Origin of the sequence: Saccharothrix espanaensis DSM 44229 (assembly GCF_000328705.1) — a bacterium.
In the GTDB taxonomy this organism is placed as follows: Bacteria; Actinomycetota; Actinomycetes; order Mycobacteriales; family Pseudonocardiaceae; genus Actinosynnema; species Actinosynnema espanaense.
The window spans coordinates 706,336-729,422 of the sequence record NC_019673.1 but is presented as its reverse complement, the minus strand read 5'-3'; the positions used below and the strand labels follow the sequence as shown (position 1 = coordinate 729,422).

Annotated in this window: 23 protein-coding genes, 1 tRNA gene and 1 riboswitch; of the genes, 14 read left to right on the top strand and 10 right to left on the bottom strand. The window is 72.0% G+C overall.

Annotation, left to right across the window (positions count from 1 at the left end):
- Nucleotides 1–40: 40 nt before the first annotated feature.
- Nucleotides 41–259 (bottom strand): hypothetical protein, encoded by a 219-nt coding sequence (locus BN6_RS45270; RefSeq protein ID WP_148302721.1) that lies wholly within the window; start codon nt 257–259, stop codon nt 41–43.
- Nucleotides 260–306: 47 nt separating this feature from the next.
- On the opposite strand from BN6_RS45270, the gene BN6_RS03565 reads away from it, so the two are divergent.
- Entirely contained in the window at nt 307–855 is a 549-nt protein-coding gene (locus BN6_RS03565) for a DUF4291 domain-containing protein (protein ID WP_041311833.1), read from the top strand.
- A gap of 35 nt (nt 856–890) precedes the next feature.
- Nucleotides 891–1,985: a PQQ-dependent sugar dehydrogenase gene (locus BN6_RS03560; RefSeq protein ID WP_015098162.1), complete on the top strand. Its 1,095-nt coding sequence runs from the start codon at nt 891–893 to the stop codon at nt 1,983–1,985.
- Nucleotides 1,986–2,021: 36 nt separating this feature from the next.
- Here the strand turns inward: BN6_RS03560 and BN6_RS03555 are convergent, their stop codons facing one another.
- Both BN6_RS03555 and BN6_RS03550 read right to left on the bottom strand, forming a co-directional pair.
- Nucleotides 2,022–2,618 (bottom strand): TetR/AcrR family transcriptional regulator, encoded by a 597-nt coding sequence (locus tag BN6_RS03555; RefSeq protein ID WP_041315979.1) that lies wholly within the window; start codon nt 2,616–2,618, stop codon nt 2,022–2,024.
- Nucleotides 2,619–2,721: 103 nt separating this feature from the next.
- Nucleotides 2,722–3,681: an acyl-CoA desaturase gene (locus BN6_RS03550; RefSeq protein ID WP_015098160.1), complete on the bottom strand. Its 960-nt coding sequence runs from the start codon at nt 3,679–3,681 to the stop codon at nt 2,722–2,724.
- Between the two features lie 188 nt (nt 3,682–3,869).
- Between BN6_RS03550 and BN6_RS03545 the strand changes: the two genes are divergently transcribed.
- The 10 genes from BN6_RS03545 (at nt 3,870) to BN6_RS03495 (ending at nt 12,404) form a co-directional block, all read left to right on the top strand.
- Nucleotides 3,870–4,982, top strand: coding sequence for an alpha/beta hydrolase family protein (locus BN6_RS03545; RefSeq protein ID WP_041311831.1), 1,113 nt, complete (start codon nt 3,870–3,872; stop codon nt 4,980–4,982).
- A 127-nt stretch (nt 4,983–5,109) separates the two neighbouring features.
- A tRNA-Gln gene (locus tag BN6_RS03540) sits at nt 5,110–5,180 on the top strand.
- Nucleotides 5,181–5,294: 114 nt separating this feature from the next.
- Nucleotides 5,295–6,920 carry a GGDEF domain-containing protein gene (locus BN6_RS03535; RefSeq protein WP_084672866.1) on the top strand — a complete coding sequence of 542 codons (1,626 nt, stop codon included), beginning with the start codon at nt 5,295–5,297 and terminating at the stop codon, nt 6,918–6,920.
- Nucleotides 6,921–6,991: 71 nt separating this feature from the next.
- Nucleotides 6,992–8,470, top strand: coding sequence for a bifunctional UDP-N-acetylglucosamine diphosphorylase/glucosamine-1-phosphate N-acetyltransferase GlmU (gene glmU, locus BN6_RS03530; RefSeq protein WP_015098157.1), 1,479 nt, complete (start codon nt 6,992–6,994; stop codon nt 8,468–8,470).
- Between the two features lie 13 nt (nt 8,471–8,483).
- A complete protein-coding gene (locus tag BN6_RS03525) occupies nt 8,484–9,455 on the top strand; it encodes a ribose-phosphate diphosphokinase (RefSeq protein WP_015098156.1) in 972 nt (323 codons plus the stop codon).
- Nucleotides 9,456–9,761: 306 nt separating this feature from the next.
- Nucleotides 9,762–10,364, top strand: a complete 603-nt coding sequence (locus BN6_RS03520; RefSeq protein ID WP_015098155.1) for a 50S ribosomal protein L25/general stress protein Ctc — start codon at nt 9,762–9,764, stop codon at nt 10,362–10,364.
- 59 nt (nt 10,365–10,423) lie between these two features.
- Nucleotides 10,424–10,939 (top strand): DivIVA domain-containing protein, encoded by a 516-nt coding sequence (locus tag BN6_RS41545; protein ID WP_015098154.1) that lies wholly within the window; start codon nt 10,424–10,426, stop codon nt 10,937–10,939.
- Complete coding sequence (gene pth, locus BN6_RS03505) at nt 10,929–11,498, top strand: aminoacyl-tRNA hydrolase (protein ID WP_015098153.1); 570 nt, start codon at nt 10,929–10,931, stop codon at nt 11,496–11,498. Before BN6_RS41545 ends, pth begins: the two co-directional genes overlap by 11 nt.
- 169 nt (nt 11,499–11,667) lie before the next feature.
- Nucleotides 11,668–11,991, top strand: a complete 324-nt coding sequence (locus BN6_RS03500) for a hypothetical protein (protein ID WP_015098152.1) — start codon at nt 11,668–11,670, stop codon at nt 11,989–11,991.
- A gap of 5 nt (nt 11,992–11,996) precedes the next feature.
- Nucleotides 11,997–12,404, top strand: coding sequence for a hypothetical protein (locus BN6_RS03495; protein ID WP_015098151.1), 408 nt, complete (start codon nt 11,997–11,999; stop codon nt 12,402–12,404).
- 78 nt (nt 12,405–12,482) lie between these two features.
- On the opposite strand, the gene BN6_RS03490 is transcribed toward BN6_RS03495, so the two are convergent.
- Complete coding sequence (locus BN6_RS03490) at nt 12,483–14,129, bottom strand: fatty acyl-AMP ligase (RefSeq protein ID WP_041311821.1); 1,647 nt, start codon at nt 14,127–14,129, stop codon at nt 12,483–12,485.
- A 104-nt stretch (nt 14,130–14,233) separates the two neighbouring features.
- On the opposite strand from BN6_RS03490, the gene BN6_RS49455 reads away from it, so the two are divergent.
- Complete coding sequence (locus BN6_RS49455; protein ID WP_015098149.1) at nt 14,234–15,571, top strand: DivIVA domain-containing protein; 1,338 nt, start codon at nt 14,234–14,236, stop codon at nt 15,569–15,571.
- 45 nt (nt 15,572–15,616) lie between these two features.
- On the opposite strand, the gene BN6_RS03470 is transcribed toward BN6_RS49455, so the two are convergent.
- A complete protein-coding gene (locus BN6_RS03470) occupies nt 15,617–17,410 on the bottom strand; it encodes an ABC-F family ATP-binding cassette domain-containing protein (RefSeq protein WP_015098148.1) in 1,794 nt (597 codons plus the stop codon).
- Between the two features lie 23 nt (nt 17,411–17,433).
- Nucleotides 17,434–18,399, bottom strand: coding sequence for a 4-(cytidine 5'-diphospho)-2-C-methyl-D-erythritol kinase (locus BN6_RS03465; RefSeq protein WP_015098147.1), 966 nt, complete (start codon nt 18,397–18,399; stop codon nt 17,434–17,436).
- Nucleotides 18,400–18,555: 156 nt separating this feature from the next.
- On the opposite strand from BN6_RS03465, the gene BN6_RS03460 reads away from it, so the two are divergent.
- Nucleotides 18,556–19,287, top strand: coding sequence for a DUF4184 family protein (locus BN6_RS03460; RefSeq protein WP_051075428.1), 732 nt, complete (start codon nt 18,556–18,558; stop codon nt 19,285–19,287).
- A 2-nt stretch (nt 19,288–19,289) separates the two neighbouring features.
- Here BN6_RS03460 and BN6_RS03455 read toward each other — a convergent pair whose 3' ends face one another.
- The 4 genes from BN6_RS03455 to rsmA all read right to left on the bottom strand — a co-directional run bounded on the left by BN6_RS03455 (nt 19,290) and on the right by rsmA (nt 23,081).
- The gene (locus BN6_RS03455) at nt 19,290–20,096 is read right to left on the bottom strand and encodes a MetQ/NlpA family ABC transporter substrate-binding protein (RefSeq protein WP_015098145.1); all 807 of its coding nucleotides are present in this window, start codon (nt 20,094–20,096) and stop codon (nt 19,290–19,292) included.
- A 35-nt stretch (nt 20,097–20,131) separates the two neighbouring features.
- A complete protein-coding gene (locus BN6_RS03450) occupies nt 20,132–20,788 on the bottom strand; it encodes a methionine ABC transporter permease (RefSeq protein ID WP_231904971.1) in 657 nt (218 codons plus the stop codon).
- A 23-nt stretch (nt 20,789–20,811) separates the two neighbouring features.
- Entirely contained in the window at nt 20,812–21,822 is a 1,011-nt protein-coding gene (locus BN6_RS03445; RefSeq protein WP_041315964.1) for a methionine ABC transporter ATP-binding protein, read from the bottom strand.
- 201 nt (nt 21,823–22,023) lie between these two features.
- A riboswitch (SAM riboswitch) is annotated at nt 22,024–22,116 on the bottom strand.
- Nucleotides 22,117–22,205: 89 nt separating this feature from the next.
- A complete protein-coding gene (gene rsmA / locus BN6_RS03440; protein WP_015098142.1) occupies nt 22,206–23,081 on the bottom strand; it encodes a 16S rRNA (adenine(1518)-N(6)/adenine(1519)-N(6))-dimethyltransferase RsmA in 876 nt (291 codons plus the stop codon).
- Nucleotides 23,082–23,087 lie beyond the last annotated feature (6 nt).

Here is a 23,087-nt window from a genome sequence, read left to right as displayed (position 1 = left end):
CCGAACGGGGCCGTGCTGGGCGGCGATCACCCCGCACCCGTCATCCCGGGCACGGGTCCTCGTGGCTTTCCGCGCCCGCCTCGACAGCCCTCTTCCGGCCTTTCGGACACACCACGAGCGCCGGCGGGTGCAACGCTTCGGCAATTCGGTCACGCCACTCCGAATTGACCCGGCAGCCATCCGCGCGACTCCAGTGGAACGACCCCGTGGCCCAGCGGTCGATTCGCTCGGCGGCGTCGAGGTTGACCCTGCCGTCCACGGCGTCCCACCGGGATTTCCGGTTGACCCGTGATTCACGCTGTCCCCATGGAGTACAAGGAGATCCGAGCCGACTACGACGATCGGCACATCACGGTCTACCAGGCGTACAACCCGGCCATCGCGGACGCCGCCGTGGCCGCGGGGAAGTTCGTGCCGCCCTTCAGGGCCGGGCGCATGACGTGGATCAAGCCGTCGTTCCTCTGGATGGTGTACCGCTGCGGCTGGGCCCGCAAGCCCGACCAGGAAAGGGTTCTCGCCGTTCGCATCACGCGCGAGGGGTTCGACCGCGCCGTTCGCAGCGCGGTGCCGAGTTCCGAGGTCGGCAAGGGGAAACCCGACGTCCGGGTGCAGTGGGACCCGGAGCGCGGCCTGCACCACGAGGCGCTGGACCACCGGTCCATCCAGATCGGACTGGCGGGCCGGGCCTCCGAGCGGTACGTGGAGGAGTGGACCGCGGGCATCACCGACATCACCCCGCTGGTCCACGAGATCCACGGGCACGTCCTGGCCCGCGACCTCGACCAGGCCCGGCGGCTCCTCCCGCCGGAACGCCCCTACCCGCTCGACCGGCCACACCCGCCGGAACGGCCGTAGGGCTACTTCACGACGGCCCTGACATGCTGACCGGTATGCGCCGGGTTGTCGGGTTCGCCGCCGTGTTGCTGCTCGCCGGGTGTTCCAGCACCCCCGCCGGGGGCAACGCGCCCTCCTCGCAGGAAGCTCCCAAGGGGATCACGGTCGAGGTGGTCACGAGCGGGCTCACGCACCCGTGGGAGATCGGGTTCCTGCCCGACGGCCGGCTGCTCGTCACCGAACGCCCCGGCCGCCTGGTCCTGGTCGACAAGGGGCAGCGGACACCGGTCGACGCCGATCTCGGTGACGTCGTGGCGCGCGGCGAGGGCGGGCTGATGGGGCTCGTGGTCCACCCGGACTTCGCCACCAGCAAGCGGTTCACCACGTGCTTCAACACCGACGAGGACGTCCGCCTGGTCACGTTCGCGCTCGACGGCACCGCCGCGAAGCGGGTGGGGGACCCGCTCCGGGCCGGCCTCCCGACCAACCCCAGCGGCCGGCACTCCGGGTGCCGGCTCGCGTTGGGCAAGGACGGCGAACTGCTCGTCGGCACGGGCGACACCGCGAAAGCCTCGGCCTCCCAGGACAAGGGCGACCTCGGCGGCAAGGTGCTCAAGCTCGACCTCGCCACCGGTGCGGGCGGCGTGCTCACCTACGGGCACCGCAACGTCCAGGGCATCGCGGTCCGCGCCGACGGCCTGGTCTTCACCGCCGAGCACGGCCCGGACGTGGACGACGAGGTGAACGTCCTCAAGCCCGGCGCGAACTACGGCTGGGACCCGTCGCAGGGCGGCACCGTGGACCGCTACGACGAGAGCGTCCCGATGACCGACCTCCAGCGCTTCCCGGACGCGGTCCCGGCCGTCTGGTCCTCCGGCAGCCCGACCGAGGCGATCTGCGACGCCGTGTTCCTCAGCGGCGACCGGTGGGGCGATCTGGACGGCACCCTCGCGGTCACCGCGCTCAAGGGCTCGAAGGTCCTGTTCTTCACCGTCACGGCCGAGGGCGGCGTGCACTCGGTCTCGATCCCCGAGCAGCTCGACGGCTCCTACGGCCGGTTGCGCGGCGCGGCCCTCGGGCCGGACCAGGCGCTCTACGTGACCACGTCGAACGGCTCGGACGACAAGATCCTCAAGGTGTCCCGGGGCTGACCGCCCACGGCTCCCCCGGCCGGCCGCGACCGCGGATCAGTTGCGGGTGCGCAGGCGCGGCTTGTGCTCCATGTGCGACAGGCCCTTCCACGCCAGGTTGACCAGGTGCGCGGCGACCTCGTCCTTCTTCGGCTTGCGCACCTCCAGCCACCACTGGCCGGTCAGCGCGACCATCCCGACCAGCGCCTGGCTGTAGAGCGCGGCCAGCTTGCGGTCGTAGCCCTGCCGGGAGAAGTGCAGGCCCAGGATCGACTCCACCTGGGAGGCTATGTCGTTGAGCAGCGAGGAGAACGTCCCGGTGGACGAGGCCACCGGCGAGTCGCGGACCAGGATGCGGAAGCCGTCCGTCGAGCCCTCGATGTAGTCCAGCAGCGCGCACGCGGCCTGTTCCAGCAGCTCCCGGGGGTGCCCGCCGGACAGGGCGTTGACGATGTGGTCCATCAGGTACTGCATCTCGCGGTCGACCACGACCGCGTAGATGCCTTCCTTGCCGCCGAAGTGCTCGTACACCACCGGCTTGGACACGCCCGCCCGGTGCGCGATCTCCTCGACGGAGGTGACCTCGAAACCCTTCTCGGCGAACAACGCCCGAGCGACGTCGAGCAACTGCTCGCGCCGCTCCTTCCCGGTCATCCGCACGCGCGGGACCGGGGTCTCGTCGCCGCGCCGTCGTCCCGCCACCTCGACCACCCTAAACACCCGCCCCCCGCCGCACCGGCGAGGGGCGGGTGTGGGATCACTTCTTCGCGCTGATCCGGGCGAGCCGCTGCTGGTTGGGCCAGCGCACGTCGGTCGCCCAGCCGAACTTCTCGAACAGCCAGATCATCCGCGCCGAGGTGTCGATCTGGCCGCGCTTGACGCCGTGCCGCGCGCAGGTCGGGTCGGCGTGGTGCAGGTTGTGCCACGACTCGCCGAACGACAGGATCGCCAGCGCCCAGACGTTCGCGGAGCGGTCCCGCGCGGCGAACGGGCGGTCGCCGACCATGTGGCAGATCGAGTTGACCGACCAGGTCACGTGGTGCAGGAACGCCACCCGGACCAGGCCCGCCCAGAAGAACGCGGACAGCGCGCCGGCCCACGACATCGTGATCAGGCCGCCCAGGACGCCGGGCGCGACCAGGCTGATCGTGGTCCACAGCACGAAGTACTTGTCGACCCAGACCAGGTCCTTGTCGGCCAGCAGGTCCGGCGCGAAGCGCTTGGCGTTGGTCTTGTCGCGCTCGAACAGCCAGCCCATGTGGGCGTGCCAGAAGCCCTTGGCCAGCGCGACCGGGCCGCTGCCGAACAGCCACGGCGAGTGCGGGTCGCCCTCGCGGTCGGAGAACGCGTGGTGCCGCCGGTGGTCGGCGACCCAGACGATGACCGGGCCCTGCAGCGCCATGCTGCCCGCGATGGCCAGGCCGATCTTGAGCGCCCGGTTCGCCTTGAACGAGCCGTGCGTGAAGTAGCGGTGGTAGCCGATCGTGACACCCAGGCCGGCCAGGTAGTAGAACGCGACGAACAGCGCCACGTCGACCCAGCCCAACCCCCAACCCCAGGCGAACGGGACCGCCGCGATCAGCGCCAGGAACGGCACGACGACGAACACGTAGACACCGAGCTGCTCCACGTGGCCGCGACGACCGTCGATCATCGGCTTGGGTCCCTTGTCCTCAGGACCGGGCGGCGTGGACCTGCTCTCCAGGGTGCTGGTCATACAAGTACCTCTTGGTTATCCGGGGACTACCTACGGGACCGTAACTTACGGCAGCGTAAGTTAGGACAACCCCGTCCCGCCATAGTCCGCGCCGAATCCACCGCGTGTTCTCAGGATTTCGGGCGTGTCGATCACCGGCGGGGCATCATTCGACAATGGGGTCTCCGAACGTTCGCCACGGACGCCGGTTGCGGATCGCACTGATCTCCGTGGCGGTGGTGTCCGCGCTGCTCAGCGCGGGTGTCTTAGGGGTCGGCTGGTACTACAGCGGCCAGCTGCTGGAGCCCGACCAGGCCCGTCCCGGCCACCCGGACACGATCGTCGGATCGGGTGACAACACGGTCACGCTGGCGGAGTCCCGAATCACAGTGCAACCCGGCACCTGGGGACTGGTGTGGCCGGGCGGCGAGGCCCGGGTCGGCCGGGTGACCGACCGGGCGGCCGGCGCGGTGACCCGCGAGCTGACCGGCACCGCCCCGCCCGCGGGCACGAAGGTCCGGCTGGAGACGTCGGTGTGGACCTCCGACCCGAAGGCCGCGCTCGGGCTGGACTACGAGGACGTGGCGGTGCCCACCGAGCTGGGCGACATGCCCGCCTGGCTGGTCCCCGGCGTCGCCCGGACCTGGGTGGTCGCGGTGCACGGCCGGGGCGGCACCCGCGCCGAGTCGCTGCGGATCACCCCGACCCTGCACCGGGCGGGCCTGCCGGTGCTCGCCGTGACCTACCGCAACGACCTGGGCGCGCCCGCCTCCCCGGACGGCCTGTTCCACCTCGGCGACACCGAGTGGCGCGACGTGGAGGCCGCCGTCCGCTACGCCCTCGACCGCGGCGCGCGGGACGTCCTGCTCTACGGCTGGTCGATGGGCGGCGCGGCGGTCGGCCAGTTCCTGGGCCGCTCGGAGCTGGCCGGCAAGGCCGTCGGCGCGGTCCTGGACGCCCCGGTGACCAGCTGGACCAAGACCCTGGAGCTGCAGTCCCGCAACCGGGGCGTGCCGACCCAGCTGGTCCCGGTCGCCGAGCTGGTCTCGGACTGGCGGGCCGACCTGGAGTTCGACCGCTTCGACCTGGTCGACCACCCGCCCGCGCACCGGCCGCCGACGCTGCTGGTGCACGGCGCGGCCGACGGCACGGTGCCGGTGCAGGGCTCCCGCGACCTCGCCGAGGCGTCGACCCGGCTGGACTGGCCGTTGACCTACGTCGAAGCGCCGGCCGCCGAGCACACCGCCGCCTGGAACGTCGACCCGACCGGGTACGAGCGGTCCGTGACCGATTTTCTGGCCTCCCGCACCGGGGGATCGTGACCTGCGGAAACACGAAGTGTCATGATCGAATTACCGACGGATTGCGGCCAGTTGAGTGGTGGTGCCGACCTTCCGGCACCAGTCGTGACAACATGTCCTCGCGCGGTAGAGGGAGACCTCCGCCCGTTCCGCCATGGTGTAAAGGCAGCACCTCGGATTTTGGTTCCGATGGTCCAGGTTCGAATCCTGGTGGCGGAGCGAGTTCGGCCGGACCGCACCGGTCCGGGTCGCCCTGCGTCCGCATGGGGGTGTGAGTCGCTGCGCGAGGAAGCGGTCGACGAGCAGGACAACGTGGTGCCGGCGCCCCACGAGATGTCCGACGCGTGGCTGGTCGGCCGCGCGAGTGAGCTCGTGGCCGTGGCCCAGAGCAGCCACCTCTCCGACCAGCTCGACGCGTGCCAGGAGGTCGACGACCTGCTCGCGCAGGCGCAGGCCCGCAACGAGCCCCGGATCGTCGGCCAGCTGCTGCGCGCGGCGGCCGTGGTCCGGCTGGTCACGCCCGGCCTGATCGACCTGTCCGACACCATGCTGGACGAGCTGCTCGCGCACACCCGGCGGCACGGCCTGGTCGTGCTGGAGGCCGAGGCGCACGCGCTGCGCGGCCGCCGGTACCTGTTCGGCGGGTTCGAGGACAAGGCGCTGACCGAGGTCGCGTCCGGCCTGGCCATGCTGGAGGAGAGCCTCACCCCCGACCCGGTGCTGGACAAGCGCACCTGGGACCGGCTGCTGGCCAACGCGCTGCAGAGCACGGGCCTGGTGCTGACCCAGCTCGGCGTCTACGAGATGGCCGACGCGGTGCTCGCCCGCGCCCACAACGCGATCCGGGACAGCGCCGGGCCGCACCTGATCTACATCCACCTGATGAACCGCGCCCGGATGCTGATCGGCTGGGGGCTGCGGCTGGAACGGGTGGCGAACCTGGAGGAGGCCGCGACCAAGTTCGCCACGGCGTCGGCCATCGCCGAGGCCGTCGAGGGCCCGTTCCGCGAGTCGCTGCACCCCGGCCGGCGCGACCGGACGGCCGCCGAGCAGGTGCCCATCATCGGCGCGGCGCACGCGCTGGCCAAGCCCGGCCCGGAGCACATCGCCCCGCTGTGGCGGCTGCGCGAGCTGTCCATGTACGCCCGCGAGCTGATCATCGTGTCCATCGCCCTGGCCCGCTGCCTGGAGCTGGAGGAACTGCCGCAGCAGGCCCTCCAGGTGCTCGCCGACGCCCGCACCCGGCTGGAGCACGACACCTCCGAGCCGACGCTGATGCTGTGCCTGACCCGCGAGTACGCGAAGCTGTCCGGCCCGCACGGCGAGCACACCATCTCCGCCCTCCAGACCTACGCCAACGCGCTGGAGGTGGAGCTGTGGCAGATGCAGGAGGCCCGCACCGCCACCCTGGTCACCCGGCGCGACCACGAGCGGCTGACCCGCGCGCACGGCGCGATCGCGCAGCAGGCGTTGCAGGACCCGCTGACCGGCCTGCCCAACCGGCGCGCGCTCGACGACCGCCTCGCCGCGCTGATCGGCGCCCAGACCCACCCGATGGCGATCGCGCTGGTCGACCTCGACGGGTTCAAGGTGGTCAACGACAAGCACTCGCACGCCGAGGGCGACGACGTCCTGCGCGTGATTGCGAGCACACTCCGGCAGGCGCTGCGGGGCGACGACCTGGTGGCCCGCTACGGCGGCGACGAGTTCGTCGTGCTGCTGCCCGGGGCGCCCCTGCACGCCGCCGAAGCGGCGCTGGGCCGGGCGGTGGATGCGGTGGCGGACTTGCCAATCGACCTGTCCCGGGGGGTCACGCTGTCGGTCGGGGTGATCTCCGTGCGCCCCCGGGAATCGGCCAACCGGGCCCTCGCCCGAGCCGACTCGGCGATGTACGTGGCAAAGCGCAGAGGTGGCTGCCGGGTTGCGGCCGTGGAAGGCGAGCCGTCCTCGGACGCTTAGTATCAGCACCTGGCGGGAGCCGGGCTTTCCCGCTGGCACGCACGCACTTCGGTCAGCTAGGGAGAGCGCTGATGCTAGAGGGTGTCCCCACCCCGGTCAGCACGATCGTCCTCGCAGCGGGTGAAGGCACCCGCATGCGCTCAGCCACCCCCAAGGTGTTGCACCGGATCGCGGGTCGCTCCCTCGTGGAGCACGCCGTCCGCGCCGCCGCGGGGACAGATCCGGATCACCTGGCCGTCGTCGTCGGGCACGGCCGCGACGCGGTGGGCCGACACCTCGACGGCCTGTCCACCGCGCTGGACCGCAAGGTCACCATCGCGGTGCAGGACGAGCAGAAGGGCACCGGGCACGCGGTGGGCTGCGGCCTCGCCGAACTGCCCGCCGACCTCGGCGGCACGGTCGTCGTGACCTACGGCGACGCGCCGCTGCTGGACGCGGCGACGTTGCGGGACCTGCTGGTCCGGCACGCCGCCGCGGGCAACGCGGTGAGCGTGCTCACCGCCGTGGTGCCCGACCCCACCGGCTACGGGCGGATCGTGCGCTCGGCCACCGGCGAGGTCGAGAAGATCGTCGAACAAAAGGACGCCTCGCCGGACGAGCGGGCCATCACCGAGATCAACTCGGGCGTGTACGCGTTCGACGCGGCGGTGCTGCGCGACGCGCTCGCGCGCATCTCGACCGACAACGCCCAGGGCGAGCTGTACCTGACCGACGTGCTCGCCATCGCGCGCGCCGACGGGCTGCGGGTGGGCGCGGTCGTGACGCCCGACCCGTGGCTGGTGGAGGGCGTGAACGACCGGGTCCAGCTCGCCCGGCTCGGCGCGGAGCTCAACCGCCGGATCGTCGAGCGGTGGATGCGCGAGGGCGTGACGGTGGTCGACCCGGCCACCACGTGGCTCGACGCTGACGTGCGGCTCGGCCGGGACGTCCTGGTCGAGCCGGGCGTCCAGCTGCGCGACGGCACGGTGGTCGGCGAGGGCGCGGTGGTCGGCCCGGACACCACGCTGTCCGCGTGCTCGATCGGTGCGGGCGCGTCGGTCGTGCGCACCCACGGGACCGGCGCGGAGATCGGCGCGGGCGCGTCCGTCGGCCCGTTCGCGTACCTGCGGCCGGGCACCCGGCTGGGCGCGAACGGCAAGATCGGCACCTTCGTCGAGGTCAAGAACTCCGACATCGGCTCCGGCAGCAAGGTCCCGCACCTGAGCTACATCGGCGACGCCACCATCGGCGAGAACTCCAACATCGGCGCGGCCAGCGTCACGGTGAACTACGACGGCGTGCACAAGCACCGCACCGTCATCGGGTCCCACGCCAAGACCGGCTCGGACAACATGTTCGTGGCCCCCGTCACGGTCGGGGACGGCGCGTACACCGGAGCCGGCACCGTGGTGCGCCGGGACGTCCCCCCGGGCGCGCTCGCCGTGTCCGGCGGCCCGCAGCGGAACCTGGAGGGTTGGGTCGTGCAGCGCAGGCCCGGCACCCCGGCCGCCGAGGCGGCGCAGCGGGCGCTGGCGTCGCAGAATGCCGACACAACCGAGGAAGGGCGCTGACGTGAACCCCACCATGCCCGGAACGCCGAAGAAGAACCTGATGCTCTTCGGTGGACGTGCCTACCCGGAGCTGACCGAGCAGGTGGCCAAGCACCTCAACGTGTCGGTGACCCCCCAGTCGGCGTACGACTTCGCCAACGGCGAGATCTTCGTCCGGTTCGAGGAGTCCGTGCGCGGCTGCGACGCGTTCGTCATCCAGTCGCACTGCGCGCCCATCAACCAGTGGCTGATGGAGCACCTGATCATGGTGGACGCGCTCAAGCGCGCCTCCGCCAAGCGGATCACCGTGATAATGCCGTTCTACCCCTACGCCCGGCAGGACAAGAAGCACCGCGGCCGGGAGCCGATCTCCGCCCGCCTGGTCGCCGACCTGTTCAAGACCGCGGGCGCGGACCGGCTGGTCGCGGTCGACCTGCACACCGCCCAGATCCAGGGCTTCTTCGACGGCCCGGTGGACCACCTGTGGGCCATGCCGCTGCTCGCCGAGCACATCCGCGACAAGTACGCGGGCCGCGACATCACCGTGGTGTCGCCGGACGCCGGCCGCACCAAGCTCGCCGAGAAGTGGGCGGACACCCTGGGCGGCACGCCCATCGCGTTCATCCACAAGACGCGGGACCCGTTGCGCCCCAACGAGGTCGTCGCCAACCGGGTGGTCGGCGAGGTGAAGGGCCGGCTGTGCGTGGTGATCGACGACATGATCGACACCGGCGGCACCATCACCAAGGCGGTCGACCAGCTGCTCGCCGAGGGCGCGTCGGACGTGGTGATCGCGGCCACCCACCCGGTGCTCTCCGGCCCGGCGGTCGAGCGGCTGCAGGCCTGCGGCGCGCGCGAGGTCGTGTTCACCGACACCCTGCCGATCCCGGCGGAGAAGCGGTTCGACGCGATGACCGTGCTGCCGATCGCCCCGCTGCTCGCCCGGGTGATCCAGGAGGTCTTCGAGGACGGCTCGGTCACCAGCCTGTTCGACGGCAACGCCTGACCCTCGCCTGACCCGTGCACCGCGTACGGCCGGCACGTCGCGACCCGACGTGCCGGCCGTTCGCGTTGCGGGCCCGGGGGATCGGCGCGGACCGTTGTCCACCCCCGATTAGGGTCCGGCCCCCGGTCCGGCCTACACTGGTCGGGTTGCCTCGGCGAGGGCGAGCATCACGCTCGGCGTGATCGACGCGGCGGTTGTGATGCCGCGCGCGTGTTCACCTTCCGCGCCGCCCGCCGCCGCAGGCCAGCACCCCGCTCAGCAGCCCCGCCCGACGTACTAAGGCCAGACCGTTAGGAGAGCCCCACCGTGTCCGAGGTCCGTCTCGCCGCAGAGGAGCGCACCGAGTTCGGCAAGGGCGCAGCCCGCCGCACCCGTCGTGCCGGCAAGATCCCCGCGGTGCTCTATGGCCACGGCTCCGACCCGAAGCACCTGGCCCTGCCGGCGCTGGAGTTCGCCCGTGTCGTCCGCGAGCACGGTCAGAACGCGGTGCTCACCCTGGACATCGATTCCAGCAGTGAGCTCGCGCTGACCAAGACCGTCACCACGCACCCCATCAAGAACTACATCGAGCACGTCGACCTGCTGCTGGTGCAGCGGGGCGAGAAGGTCACCGTCGAGGTCCCCGTCGTCATCACCGGCGAGGCGGGCCCCGGCATCCTGGTGACCCAGGACCTGACCACGATCCAGCTCGAGGTCGAGGCCCTGCACATCCCCGACCAGGTCGAGGTCTCGGTCGCGGGTGTCGAAGCCGGCACCCAGATCCACGCCTCGGACGTCGCCCTGCCGTCGGGCGCCTCCCTGGTGACCGACGCCGAGGCGCTGGTCGTCGCCGTCAACGCCGCACCCACCGCCGCCCAGCTGGACGGCGAGGGTGAGGCCGCCGAGGCCGAGGCCTCCGAAGAGAGCTGAGCCCTATCACGTCGGGCTGGTCGAACGGCACGCCTCCCCCGCCTCACGGCTGGGGCGGCGTGCCGTTCGCGTCCTTGAGCCCGGCGCAGGTGCGCGGCACGTCCTTCCCCCGCAGGCGCGGCGGGAAGGGCTACGACCCGGCCCAGGTGAACGCGTTCCTGCTCAAGGTCGCCGACGCGCTGGCGGGCCGCACCCGGATGCACCCCGACGAGGTGCGCCGGGTGGTGTTCACCGAGCTGCCCGGCGGCTACGACCAGCGCCTGGTGGACGACTTCCTGACCCGGATGGAGTGGCAGCTCCGCGAGGGCTCGGTGCCGCCGACCGGGATGCGCGGCGGCGCGGACGTGCTGGCGGTGAAGCTGCCCAGGGCGTCCAACGGCTACGATCGCGGCGAGGTGGACGCCTTCGTCGCGCGGGCCGCCGCGTCGCTGGACGGGCGCGGGCGGATGACGTCGAGCGAGGTCCGGCACACCCGGTTCAGCACCACGTCGGGTCTGCGGCGTGGCTACCAGACCAGGGCGGTGGACGCCCTGTTGGACGAGTTGGAGCAGGAGTTCCGGTCCCGTGGCCGATGACGTGAGCCTGGTCGTGGGGCTGGGCAACCCCGGACCCAAGTACGAGGGCAACCGCCACAACGTCGGGTTCCTGGTGCTCGACGAGCTGGCCGGCCGGATCGGCGGCAGGTTCAAGGCCCACAAGGGCGGGGCCGAGGTGCTGGAGGGCAGGCTCGGCGGCCGGCGGGTCGTGCTGGCCAAGCCGCGCGGCTACATGAACACCTCCGGCGGCCCGGTGGCCGGCACCGCGAACTTCTACAAGGTCGAGCCCGCGAACATCGTGGTCGTGCACGACGAGCTGGACCTGCCGTTCGCCACCGTGCGGATGAAGCTGGGCGGCGGCGACAACGGCCACAACGGCCTGCGCTCGATCACCAAGTCCCTGGGCACCAAGGACTACCACCGGGTCCGCTTCGGCGTGGACCGCCCCCCGGGCCGGATGGACCCGGCGGACTACGTGCTGCGCAACTTCTCCCTGGTCGAGCGCAAGGAACTGGCCTTCGAACTGGACCGCGCGGCCGACGCCGTCGAGGCCCTGCTGGAACTGGGCCTGGAAGCCGCCCAAAACAAGTTCCACTGAGCACGAGTTCCACTGAGCACAAGTCCAGCTGAGCACGAGTTCTGAGCCGCTACGGACGGGACCCCAGACCGTCACCCATTAGTGCGAACGGCGTAACGCCCGTGCCCAGGATCGCGACTCACAGGCACCCGGACGAACTGAAGGCCGGATTCACCGCGGGTGGTGGGCGATGGGACAGCGTGTGTGGACCGACGACCTCATCAAGGCGCTGCGGGACAGCGGATTGGCGGTCGACGAGGACGCGGCAGAGGCGCTCGGCACGATCATCGACCGGGGCCGGGCGACGCTCGCCCGGGATGCGGTGGCCGGCGGTGGTGCGGTCGGCGGGCGACAGGTAGCCGAGTTCGACCACCCGGACTTCGGCGGGTACGTCGAAGTGCTCCACGAGCGCCTGGTCGAGGTTGCTTCGGAACACAAGCTCGACGTCCTGACCAAGGACACGACCCAGAAGGTCTGGGGTTGGCTGTGCCCCGGCTTCTACCCGTGGTGCTGATCGCCATGGACGCACCGGCCCCGACCACGGACAAAGCCTTCTCGTCGCTTCAGGAGGCGTGCAAGCAGTTGCTGACCCTGTCGACAGGGGTCCTCACTCTCACCGTCACGTTCTTCAAGGAGTTCGCCGGTGGCAAGGGCGACCCGGAACGCACCCTGATGCAGTGGTCGTGGGGGCTGTTCGCGGCGTCGATCGTGCTCGGCCTGGCCTGCCTGTTCTGCATCACCGGCCAGCTCGCCGAGGCGAACCCGAACGTCAAGGCGCCGAACATGCGCGTCTTCTCGGGGTTGCAGCAGGTGTGCTTCGCGGTGGCCATCGGGTTGGCGGTCGCAGCGGGTATCAGCGCGCTGGGCGGTGACGAGTCGACCGACGTGCCCGGGAGCACCACGTCGACCTCGCGGCCTGCGGGTTAGCACAGCCACCCCCGGCGTCCATGCCCGACCCGTCGACCGGACGGCCGACGGGCCAGGTGACGAGCAGGACGACGTCGGTCAGCTCGCGCTGGGCACCAGGGACGAGGCCGCGGAGCGCCTCAGCTTGCCCGAGGGCGTCTTGGGCAGGCTGCCGGGCTTGAGCACCACCACCGAGTACGGGCGCAGCCCCACGGCGTCCACAACCCGCGCGCTGATCGCCTTCGACAGCTCCCGCACGGCGGAGTCCTCGCCCGCGTGCTTGGACTCGACCACGACGGCGAACCGCTCCCGCCGGGTCCCGGCGTCCAGCCGGACGGCGACGGCGTTGCCGGCCCGCACGCCCTCCACCGACGTGGCCGCGCGCTCGATGTCGGTCGGGTAGATGTTGCGGCCGCCCATGATGATCACGTCCTTGCGCCGCCCGCAGACGACGACCTGCCCGTCCACCACGTAGCCCTCGTCGCCGGTGTCCAGCCACCCGTCCGCGTCCTGGGTGGCCACCGGGCCGTCGACGGTCAGGTACTCGGGCGTGACGGCCTCGCCGCGCACCCGCAGCTGCCCGACCTCGCGTTCGCCGCGGACCGCGCCGGACTCGTCCACGACCTCGACCTCCAGGCCCGGCAGCGGCGGTCCGAGCAGCGGGAACGCGCGGGCGTTCGGGCTGTCGGCGGGCACCGGCACGGCCCGCCGGCCGGCTTCCAGCTCGTCCGGGTCCACCACGTCGACCGAGAGCCCGGTGAACAGCGGCGCGAACGCCACGCCCAGGGTCGTCTCGGCCATGCCGTAGGCGCACAGCACGCACTCGGCGGGCATCCCGAACCGCGCGCCGGCGTCGGTGAACGACTTCACCGCGACCGGGTCGATCGGCTCGGCCCCGTTGAGCGCGATGCGCAGCCGGGACAGGTCCCACGTGCCGTCCTCGACGCCCTCCATCCGCCGGGCGGCGATGGCGTAGGCGAAGTTCGGCGCGGCGGTGATCGTGCCCTGGTAGCGGCTGATCAGGTCCGGCCACAGCGTCGGGCGGCCGAGGAAGTCGACCGGGGTGACCTTCACCAGGTCGATCCCGAGCAGCATCGGCACGGTCAGGAACCCGACCATGCCCATGTCGTGGAACAGCGGCAGCCAGGACACCATCCGGTCGGTCTCGGGGTCGAGCGCGGCGGCGACCCTCATCGCCTCGGCGTTGGACCACAGGTTGCCGTGCGTGATCCGGACGGCCTTGGGGTCGGCCGTAGAACCGCTGGTGAGCTGCAACAGCGCGGTGGCCGACTCGTCCACCGCCACGGGCGCGGCCGGCGGCTCGCCGTCGAGGTCGTCGAGCAGGCGGTAGGACACCCCGTGCTGGTCGAGCACGGCGGCCAGCGCGTCGAACGGCGCGCCGAGCAGCACCAGCCGGGCACCGATCATGGACAGCACCTTCAGGGTGTCCTCGGCCCACTCGGCGAGGTCGGTGCGCGCGGTCGGCTGGTGCAGCATGGTGATGCTGCCGCCGGCCAGCCACACCGCCTGCACCGCCGGGGCGATGGCCGCCGGGTCGCCGGCCAGCACGGCGACCGAGTCGCCGGGGGCGACCCCGCCGGCCACCAGCGCGCCCGCCATGCGGGTCGCCCGCTCGTGCACCTCACTCCAGGTGCGACGGATGGGAGCGGTCGGCTCCCCGGTCGTCATACCCCGTCCTTCGGCACTCGCAGCGGTTGCCACCATGGTGTCCACGAACCGGCTCATGGCCGCCAGGGTAGAACGATCTCCACCGCATTGAGCCAATAGGGCGAAACAAGTTCCCCACCGTCCGGCGATACTCCCCGGTATACGACCAAAGGAGGCATCGGGTGGCCGGGTTCGAAGCGCGTCAGCACACGCCCGCACATCCGGCGCCGCTGTTGAGCGCGCAGGACCTGCGACAAGTCGCGTTCCACCGACCGCCGCCCGGTCAGCCCGGCTACGACGAGCAGCAGGTGGACGACTTCCTGGACCGGATCGAGAACACGCTGCTGGGCCGCGACGACGTGGCCGAGCAGGACGTCCGCCGGATGCGCTTCCACCCGGCGAGACCGGGTTACCACGCCGCCGAGGTCGACGTGTTCATGGACCTGGTGGCCGAAACCCTCAAGTCCACCCCGCAGCGCCGGCAGGCGGTCGCGCCGGCGCAGGGCGCGCACGCGACCTCGACCGGGATGCGCCCGGCGTCGGCTCCCCGGCTCACGCCGCAGGACGTCCGCGGCGTCCGCTTCCACAAGCCCCGGCCGGGCAACCGGGGTTACCACGAGGACGAGATCGACGCGTTCCTGGACCGGATCGAGAACACCCTCGCGGGCCGCGACGACCTGACCGCGATCGAGGTGCAGGAGATCGAGTTCTCCTTCGCCCCACCCGGCCGGACCGGCTACGACGAGGACGACGTGGACACGTTCCTCGACCTGGTCGTGGTCACCTTGGAACGCGCGCCCGCACCGCCGCACGACCGCCTCCCCGCCACACCACGCGACCGCGTCCCGGCCACGCCGAGCGACCGCTTCCCGGCCCCGCCGCGCGACCGCGTTCCTGCCACACCACGCGACCGCGTGCCCGCCACGCCGAGCGACCGCGTCCCCGCTCCCCCGCCGGTGCGGCCGCGGGCCGGTGTGGGGGCGAGACCGCTGACCGCGCGGGACGTCCGGACGGTCGGTTTCGGCAAACCCCCGCGCGGCCGGCGCGGTTACCAGGAATCGCAGGTCGACAAGTTCCTGGACCGCATCGAGAACACGCTGCTGGGCCAGGACGACCTGACCGCGCGGGAAATCCGCGAGGTCCGCTTCAGCCGCCCCATCATCGGCCGCCGGGGTTACGACGAAACCGAGGTGGACGCGTTCCTGGCGCGGATCGAGAAGCAGTTGGGCGAGGGCCCGCGGCGGCCGGGCGCCAGTGCGCCGATCACGTCCTGGAAACAGCTCCGGCTGATCAAGATCCCGGTCGCGGGGCCTTCCCAGCGCGGTTACCGCACGTCCCAGGTGGACCGGGTGCTGGAGGAGATCGGCATCGCGCTGGACGGCATGATCGGCGCGAGTTCGGCCGACGTGGCGAAGGCGGAGTTCACGCTCTCGCTGGTGAACGGCCAGGGCTACGACTGCGCCTACGTCGACGAGCTGATGCCGTTGCTGGCCGCCGAACTGCGCCGCCGGGGCCGGTAGCCGCGTGTCACCGCCACCCGGCGATGACACGCGAAGCCGCCGGGACTACCCCTCGACCGCTTCCGCGGCGACCAACCACTGCGCCTCCACGGCTTCCGCCTCGGCCAGCACCGCCCGCAGTTCGGCGTCCAGCTTCAGCAGCCGGTCGGGATCGGTGGCCGCGGCGGCGAGGGCGGCGTGCAGTTCCGCCTCCTTCTTCTGCAAGGTCTCCAGCCGCCGCTCCAGCCGGGACAGCTCCTTGCGGGCGGCCCGCTGGTCGGCGGCCGACGCCGGCGCGGCCTCGGCGACCTGCGCCTTGCCGGCGCCGCCCTTGGCCGGTCCGGCGGCACCGGTCTGCGCGTCGCGCCGGCGCAGGTACTCCTCGATCCCGCCGACGAGGTCGGTCAGCCCGCCGTCGCCGAACAGCGCGACGACCCGGTCGCAGACCCGCTCGACCAGGTACCGGTCGTGCGAGATGACCACCAGCGTGCCCGGCCAGGAGTCGAGCAGGTCCTCCAGCTGCTGCAACGTGTCGATGTCGAGGTCGTTGGTCGGCTCGTCGAGCAGCAGGACGTTGGGCTCGGCCATCAGCAGCCGGCACAGCTGCAACCGCCGGCGCTCGCCGCCGGACAGGTCGCCGACCGGCGTCCACTGCTTCTGCGAGGTGAACCCGAACCGCTCGGCCAGCTGGGACGCCGAGATCTCCTGCTTGCCCAGCACGACCCGCCGCGCGACCTCCTCCACGGCCTCCAGCACCCGCATCGAGCCGTCGAGGTCGTGCAGCTCCTGGCTCAGGTGGGCCAGCTTCACCGTCTGGCCCTGGATCCGCTTGCCGGTCACCGGCTCCAGCTCGCCGGCCAGCGCGCGCAGCAGCGTGGTCTTGCCCGACCCGTTGATCCCGACGATCCCGACCCGGTCGCCGGGCCCGATCCGCCAGGTCAGGTCGCGCACCAGCGTGCGCGCGCCGTCGCCGACCGCGAGCGTGACGTCCTCCAGCTCCACCACGGTCCGGCCCAGCCGCTTCTTGGCGAAGGCCATCAGCTCCACGGTGTCGCGGGGCGCGGGCACGTCGGAGATCAGCGCCTCGGCCGCCTCGATCCGGTAGCGCGGCTTGGACGTGCGGGCCGGCGCGCCCCGGCGCAGCCAGGCCAGCTCCTTGCGGGCGAGGTTGCGGCGCTTCTCCTCGACGGCGTCGGCCAGCCGGGCCCGCTCGGCGCGGGCGAAGATCCAGTCCGCGTAGCCGCCCTCGTACTGCTCGACCTTGCCGCCGACGACCTCCCAGGTCCGCGAGCACACCGTGTCCAGGAACCACCGGTCGTGGGTGACGACCACCAGCGCGGTCCGCCGGGCCAGCAGGTGCTCGGCCAGCCACCGGACGCCCTCGACGTCGAGGTGGTTGGTCGGCTCGTCCAGCACGACCAGGTCGAGCTCCTGGACCAGCGCGGCGGCCAGCGCCACCCGCCGCCGCTCGCCGCCGGACATCGTGCCGACGGTGGACTCCAGCCCCAGCGCGGTGATGCCCAGCCCGTCGAGGATGGACCGGACCCGGGCGTCGGCCGCCCACTCGTGCTCGGCGTCGAAGCCGAGCGGGTCGATCACCGCGTTGCGCACCGTCGAGTCGGGCGGCAGCTCGGTGCGCTGGGTCACCACGGCCATCCGCAGCCCCCGGGTCTGGCTGACCCGGCCCTCGTCCGGCGGGGCGAGCCCGGCGAGCACTTCCAGCAGCGTGGTCTTGCCACCGCCGTTGAGCCCGACGACCCCGATCCGGTCGCCTTCACCGACCCCGAGGGACACCCCGTCCAGCAGCGGACGCACACCGAACGACTTGGAGACGTTCTCCAAGTTGACCAAGTTGGCCATCAACACAACCTTCGTCTGAAATTTCAAGCGTGGACTTCGGGCGGTGTCGGCCGAGGCGTCTCCTCGGTCCCGATCACCCGCGCCCCGTGGACGGGCCCCTGCGCGACGCGCACCGTGCGGCACACCCCCGCGCCGGCCAGCTCGGCGGCCACCCGGACCGCCGAGTCGGCGTCGGTGCAGAGGAACGCGCAGGTGGGACCGGACCCGGACACCATCCCGGCCAGCGCACCGGCGTCCACCCCGGCGCGCAGGGTGCGGCGCAGGTTCGGCCGCAGCGACACCGCGGCGGCCTGGAGGTCGTTGCCCAGCAGCAGGGCGAGCTGCCGGGGGTCGCCCGACGCGAGCCCTTCCAGCACGGCCTCGGCCGCACCGACCCGGGGCGGGTCGCCGTCGGCGCGCAGCCGGTCGAGCTCGCCGAACACCTCGGGCGTGGACAGGCCGCGCCGGTCGAACGCGAGCACCCAGTGGAACTGGTGGCGGGCCAGCACGGGCACGATCTGGTCGCCCCGGTCGGTGCCCAGCGCGGTGCCGCCGTAGAGCGCGAACGGGACGTCCGCGCCGATCTTGGCGGCCAGCCCCGCCAGCTCGTCCCGGCCGATCTCCAGCCGCCACAGCGAGGCCAGGCCGACCAGGGTCGCCGCCGCGTCCGCGCTGCCGCCCGCCATGCCGCCCGCGACCGGGATGGCCTTGCGGATCGACACCCGGACCTTGGGGTGGTCGGGGTCGCGGCCGACGTGCTCGGCCAGCACCCGCGCCGCCCGCCAGGCCAGGTTCGACGGTCCGGTGGGCACCACGTCCGCACCCTCGCCGTGCACCTCGACGCCGGGGTCGTCGGCGACCGAGACCGTCACCTCGTCGGTCAGGGACAGCGCTTGGAAGATCGTCACCAGGTCGTGGTAGCCGTCCGCGCGCGGGTCACCGACCGCCAGGTGCAGGTTGACCTTGGCCGGGACGCGGACGGTGACCGGGGGTGGGACTACGGCGAGCACGCCATGAAGCCTACGGGCGTCGGCCGGGTGCTCGCTGCCACCCGGCTCCCACCTGCGGACGAACCCGCCGGGCGGGGGTGGTCGGAGGTGCGGGGATCTTGTGGAGGAGCAGTGCCCGGGGCCGCCTCGGGCGGGCTCGGGTGGTCGAATGCCGGTATGCCGTTCACCGCCTCGCACATCGCCGCGGTCCTCCCGCTGACCCGCCGCCCGCTGGTGCCGTCGGCGCTGGTCGCGGGCTCGATGGCGCCGGACCTGCCGTACTTCGTGCTGCTCTACCCGGGCGGCGGCGAGTACACCCACACGTGGTGGGGCCTGCTCCTGGTGGACGTGCCGATCGCGCTGGCCGCCCTGCTCGTCCACCGCGCGCTGCTGCTCGAACCGGCGCTCGCGCTGGCCCCGGCGGCGGTCCGGTCGCGGGTCGCCCACCTGCGAGCGCCGCGCTTCGGGCTCGCCACGGCGGTCTCGGCGCTGGTCGGCAGCACCACGCACCTCGTCTGGGACGCCTTCACCCACCACGACGGCTGGGGCGTGCGGCTGTTCCCGGTCTTGGAGCGGGACGTGCTGGGGCTGCCCGGCTTCGCGCTGGCGCAGTGGGTCAGCACGGTCCTGGGAGCCCTGCTGGTGGCGGTCTGGTGCGCGCGGAGGCTGTCCCGGATGCCCCGCCGGCCGGTCCCGGCCCGGTTCGCCCCGCCGGACCGCCCGGCCGCCGTCCTCGCCGCGCTGGCGGTGTTCACCACGGTGTTCGCGGCGCTCACCACGACCGGCGACAACGCGACGGACCTGCTGGTCAGCGGCTCGATCACGGTCGTCACCGGGGCGCTGGCGGCACTGGCCCTCTACGGCGCGTGGCGCGCCCTCCGCGGAGAGCGCGCCACCGTCGACCACTAGCCTCAGACGGCCAGCACGGCCCCGTCGAAGGTCTGCTTGATGTAGTCCTTGACCTGCTGCGACTGGAGCAGGGCCAGCAGGTCCCTGATCCGCTTGTCGTCCTTGAGCTCGGCGCGGGTGACCAGGCCGTTGGCGTTCGGGTTGCCCTCGGCCTTCTCCAGCACCAGCGCGTCGGTCGCGGGCTTGAGCCCGGCGTCGATCGCGTAGTTGCCGTTCACCACGGAGGCGTCGGTGTCCTCCAGCGACCGGGGCAGCTGCGCCGCCTCCAGCGCCACGAACTCCAGGTTCTTCGGGTTCTCCGCGACGTCCCGGATGGACGGGACCTTCTCCGCGCCCGCCTTGATCTTGATCAGGCCGTTCTCGGCGAGCAGCCGCAGCCCGCGCGCCTCGTTCGTGGCGTCGTTGGCGACCGCGACCTTCGCGCCGGAGGGCAGGTCGGTGAGCTTCTTGTGCTTCTTGGAGTAGACGCCGAGCGGCTCGACGTGCACCGGCCCGATCCACTCCAGTTTCGCGCCGCTCTCGGTCTTGAAGGTGTCCAGGTACGGGATGGTCTGGAAGTAGTTGGCGTCCAGCGAGCCGTCGACCAGCGCGGTGTTGGGCTGGACGTAGTCGGTGAACTCGACGACCTCGATCTTGAGGCCCTTGTCCTTGGCCAGGTTCTCCGCCACGTACTTGAGCACCTGGGCGTGCGGGACGGGGCTGACGCCGACCTTCAGGGCCGCTTCGGGGTCGGAAGCGGCACCGGTCTGGCCGCTTCCGCAGCCCACTGCGGTCAGCAGCACGGCGACGAGGGCAGCACGAATACGCATTTCACATTCCTTAGGGCAGAGCGGAGACGAAAGGGTCAGACGGAGGCGTGCCGGCGGCGGTCGACGCCCCGGGCCACGCGGTTGCCGATGAACTGGATCAGGGTGGCCACGACGGCGAGCACCACGACCGTCGCCCACAGGTAGCGGTCGTTGAAGCGCTGGTAGCCCTCGCGCACCGCGAGGTCGCCGAGGCCGCCGCCGCCCACCACACCGGCCATGGCGGAGTAGCCGAGCAGGGCGATGGCGGTCACGCCGATCGCGTTGACCAGCGCGGGCAGCGATTCGCGGAGCAGCACGCTGCGCACGATCCGCGGCGTGGAGGCCCCGGTGGTCACCGCGGCCTCGATCACCGACACGTGCACTTCGGACAGGACGTTCTGGACCAGCCGCCCGACGAACGGGATCGCGCCGACCGCCAGCGGCACGATGGCCGCCGTCGGCCCGATCGTGCCGCCGAGGATCAGCCGGGTGAACGACATCAGCACGATCAGCAGGACCAGGAAGGGCATGGACCGACCGAGGTCGACCACGAAGCCGAGCAGCTTGTGCACCACGGGCCTGGGGCGCAGCCCACCGGGAGCGGTGAGCTGCAACCAGACGCCGAGCGGGATGCCGAGCACAACAGCGATCAGGGTGGAGACGCCCACCATGTAGACCGTCTGGCCGGTCGCGACCAGGACGTCGTCGAACACGGTGGACCAGGGTGTGGCAGACCTCACGCAGCTACTCCCTGGGGCCCCGCCAGTGTCCGGCGCACCGCGCCACCCGCTTCGGCGATCCACTCCAGCGCCGAGTCCGCGCGCTCGCCGTTGAGACCGACGCGGAACCGCGCCACCGGGGTCTCGCCGAGCCGCGTCAGACCGCCGCCGAGCAGGTTGAGGTCCACGCCGAACCGGCTGGTCGCCTCGGGCAGCAGCGCGCCGACCGCGGCGAACCCGACCAGCACCACGTCCGCGACGCGGTCGTACGCGCCTTCGGCGGCCGGGTTCTGGTCGACGGCGGGCAGCAGCGAGGCGGCCGTGCGGGAGGCCGCGTCCGCGACCAGGTCCAGCACCTTGCCGTGCTCGACCACGCGGCCGTCCTCCAGCACCGCGACGTCGTCGCAGATCTTGCGGACCACGCCCATGTCGTGGGTGACCACGAGCACGGTGACGCCGAGCTCGGCTCGCGCGCGGTCCAGCACGGTGAGCACCGAGCCGGTGGTGTCGGGGTCGAGCGCGGAGGTCGGCTCGTCGGCCAGCAGCACCGACGGGCTGGCCGCCAGGGCGCGCGCCACGGCGATCCGCTGGCGCTGGCCGCCGGAGAGCTGGTCGGGGTAGGAGCCCGCCTTGTCGGTCAGGCCGACCAGGTCGAGCAGCTCGGCGACCCGGGTCCGCCGCTGCGGGCCGGGCACGCCGGCCGACTCCAGCGGCAGCGCCACGTTGCCCGCGGCGGTCCGCTGGCGCAGCAGCGAATCCCCTTGCGGCACAACGCCGATCTGCCGGCGGGCGGCACGCAGCGCCGGCCCGCCCAGGGACACCAGGTCGGTGCCGTCGACGCGGATCGCACCGCTGTCGGGGCGCTCCAGCAGCGCCACGCACCGGGCCAGCGTGGACTTGCCCGCACCGCTGGGGCCGACGACGCCCAGGACGGTGCCGGCGGCCACGTCCAGGTTCACGCCGTCCAGCGCGCGAACCTGACCGGTACTCCCGGGGAAGGTCTTGGTGAGGTTTTCGACAGTGATCACGATTTCGCTCCACGACTGCACGCGGCAGCGCACGCTCGTGGCGTGCACGTCCGAAGGCCGGCTCAAGAAGGGTGTCCCAGCGGAGGGGACGACGAGGACTCGAAAAGCGCCTGGGGCGGAGTTAGCTGCGACAGCCCGAAACCGTGCGGCGGCCGTGGTCGACGACTCGCCGGCGCGTGAGCAGCATCCTGGGCACGTGATCCTCCATCGATCCTGGCTGAAGCACCTGCCTCCGTGGGGAGGTGGTTGCTGCGGCGTCGTAGAGCCAGGTCTCTCAGCCGCTCGGGATGGCAGCACGAGTACACCCGACGCAGAGGCTTGAACGCAAGCCCGCATGAGGATCGTTCGTCAAATCACACTTTTGGCCGAAAGATCATCGGCCATTACGGTGAGGAAACCTCGGCTATCCGGATGAACGCTCCGACGTCCAATTGCTCCCCCCGGACGCCCGGATCGACCCCTGCCTGCACCAACAGCCGCTCGGCCGCGGCGGCGGAGCCGGCCCACCCGGCGAGCGCCCCGCGCAGCATCTTGCGGCGTTGCGCGAAAGCCGCGTCCACCAACGAGAACAGCACCTTGCGGTCCACAGTGGACAGCTGCTCGTGGCGGGTGAACGCGACCAGCGCGGAATCGACGTTGGGCACCGGCCAGAACACCGAGCGCGGGACCGGCCCGGCCCGGCGGGCGTCGGCGTACCAGGCGAGCTTCACGCTGGGCACGCCGTAGACCTTGCTGCCCGGCCCGGCCGCCATCCGATCGGCCACTTCGGACTGCACCATCACCAATCCGGTGCGCAGCGAAGGCAGTTCCGCCATCAGGTGCAGCACGACCGGCACCGCCACGTTGTACGGGAGGTTGGCCACCAACGCCGTCGGCGGCGTGGCGAACCGGTCGGCCGTGACGCGCATCGCGTCGGCCTCGATCACGGTCAGCCTCTCGGAGAGACCCGGCGCGCGCTCGGCCACCGTCAGCGGCAGCCGGGCGGCCAGCACCGGATCGATCTCCACGGCGACCGTCGAAGCGCAGGCGGGCAAGAGCGCCAGCGTGAGCGAACCCAGACCGGGCCCCACTTCCAGCACCACGTCGTCGGGCGACAGCCCGGCAGCCGAGACGATCTTGCGGACGGTGTTCGGGTCGTGCACGAAGTTCTGGCCGAGCTTCTTGGTGGGCCTGATGTCCAGCTCGGCGGCGAGCCGACGAACGTCAGCAGGGCCGAGGAGCGCACTCCCCGGCCCTGCTGAAGACGAAGCTTCGGTCACACGCGC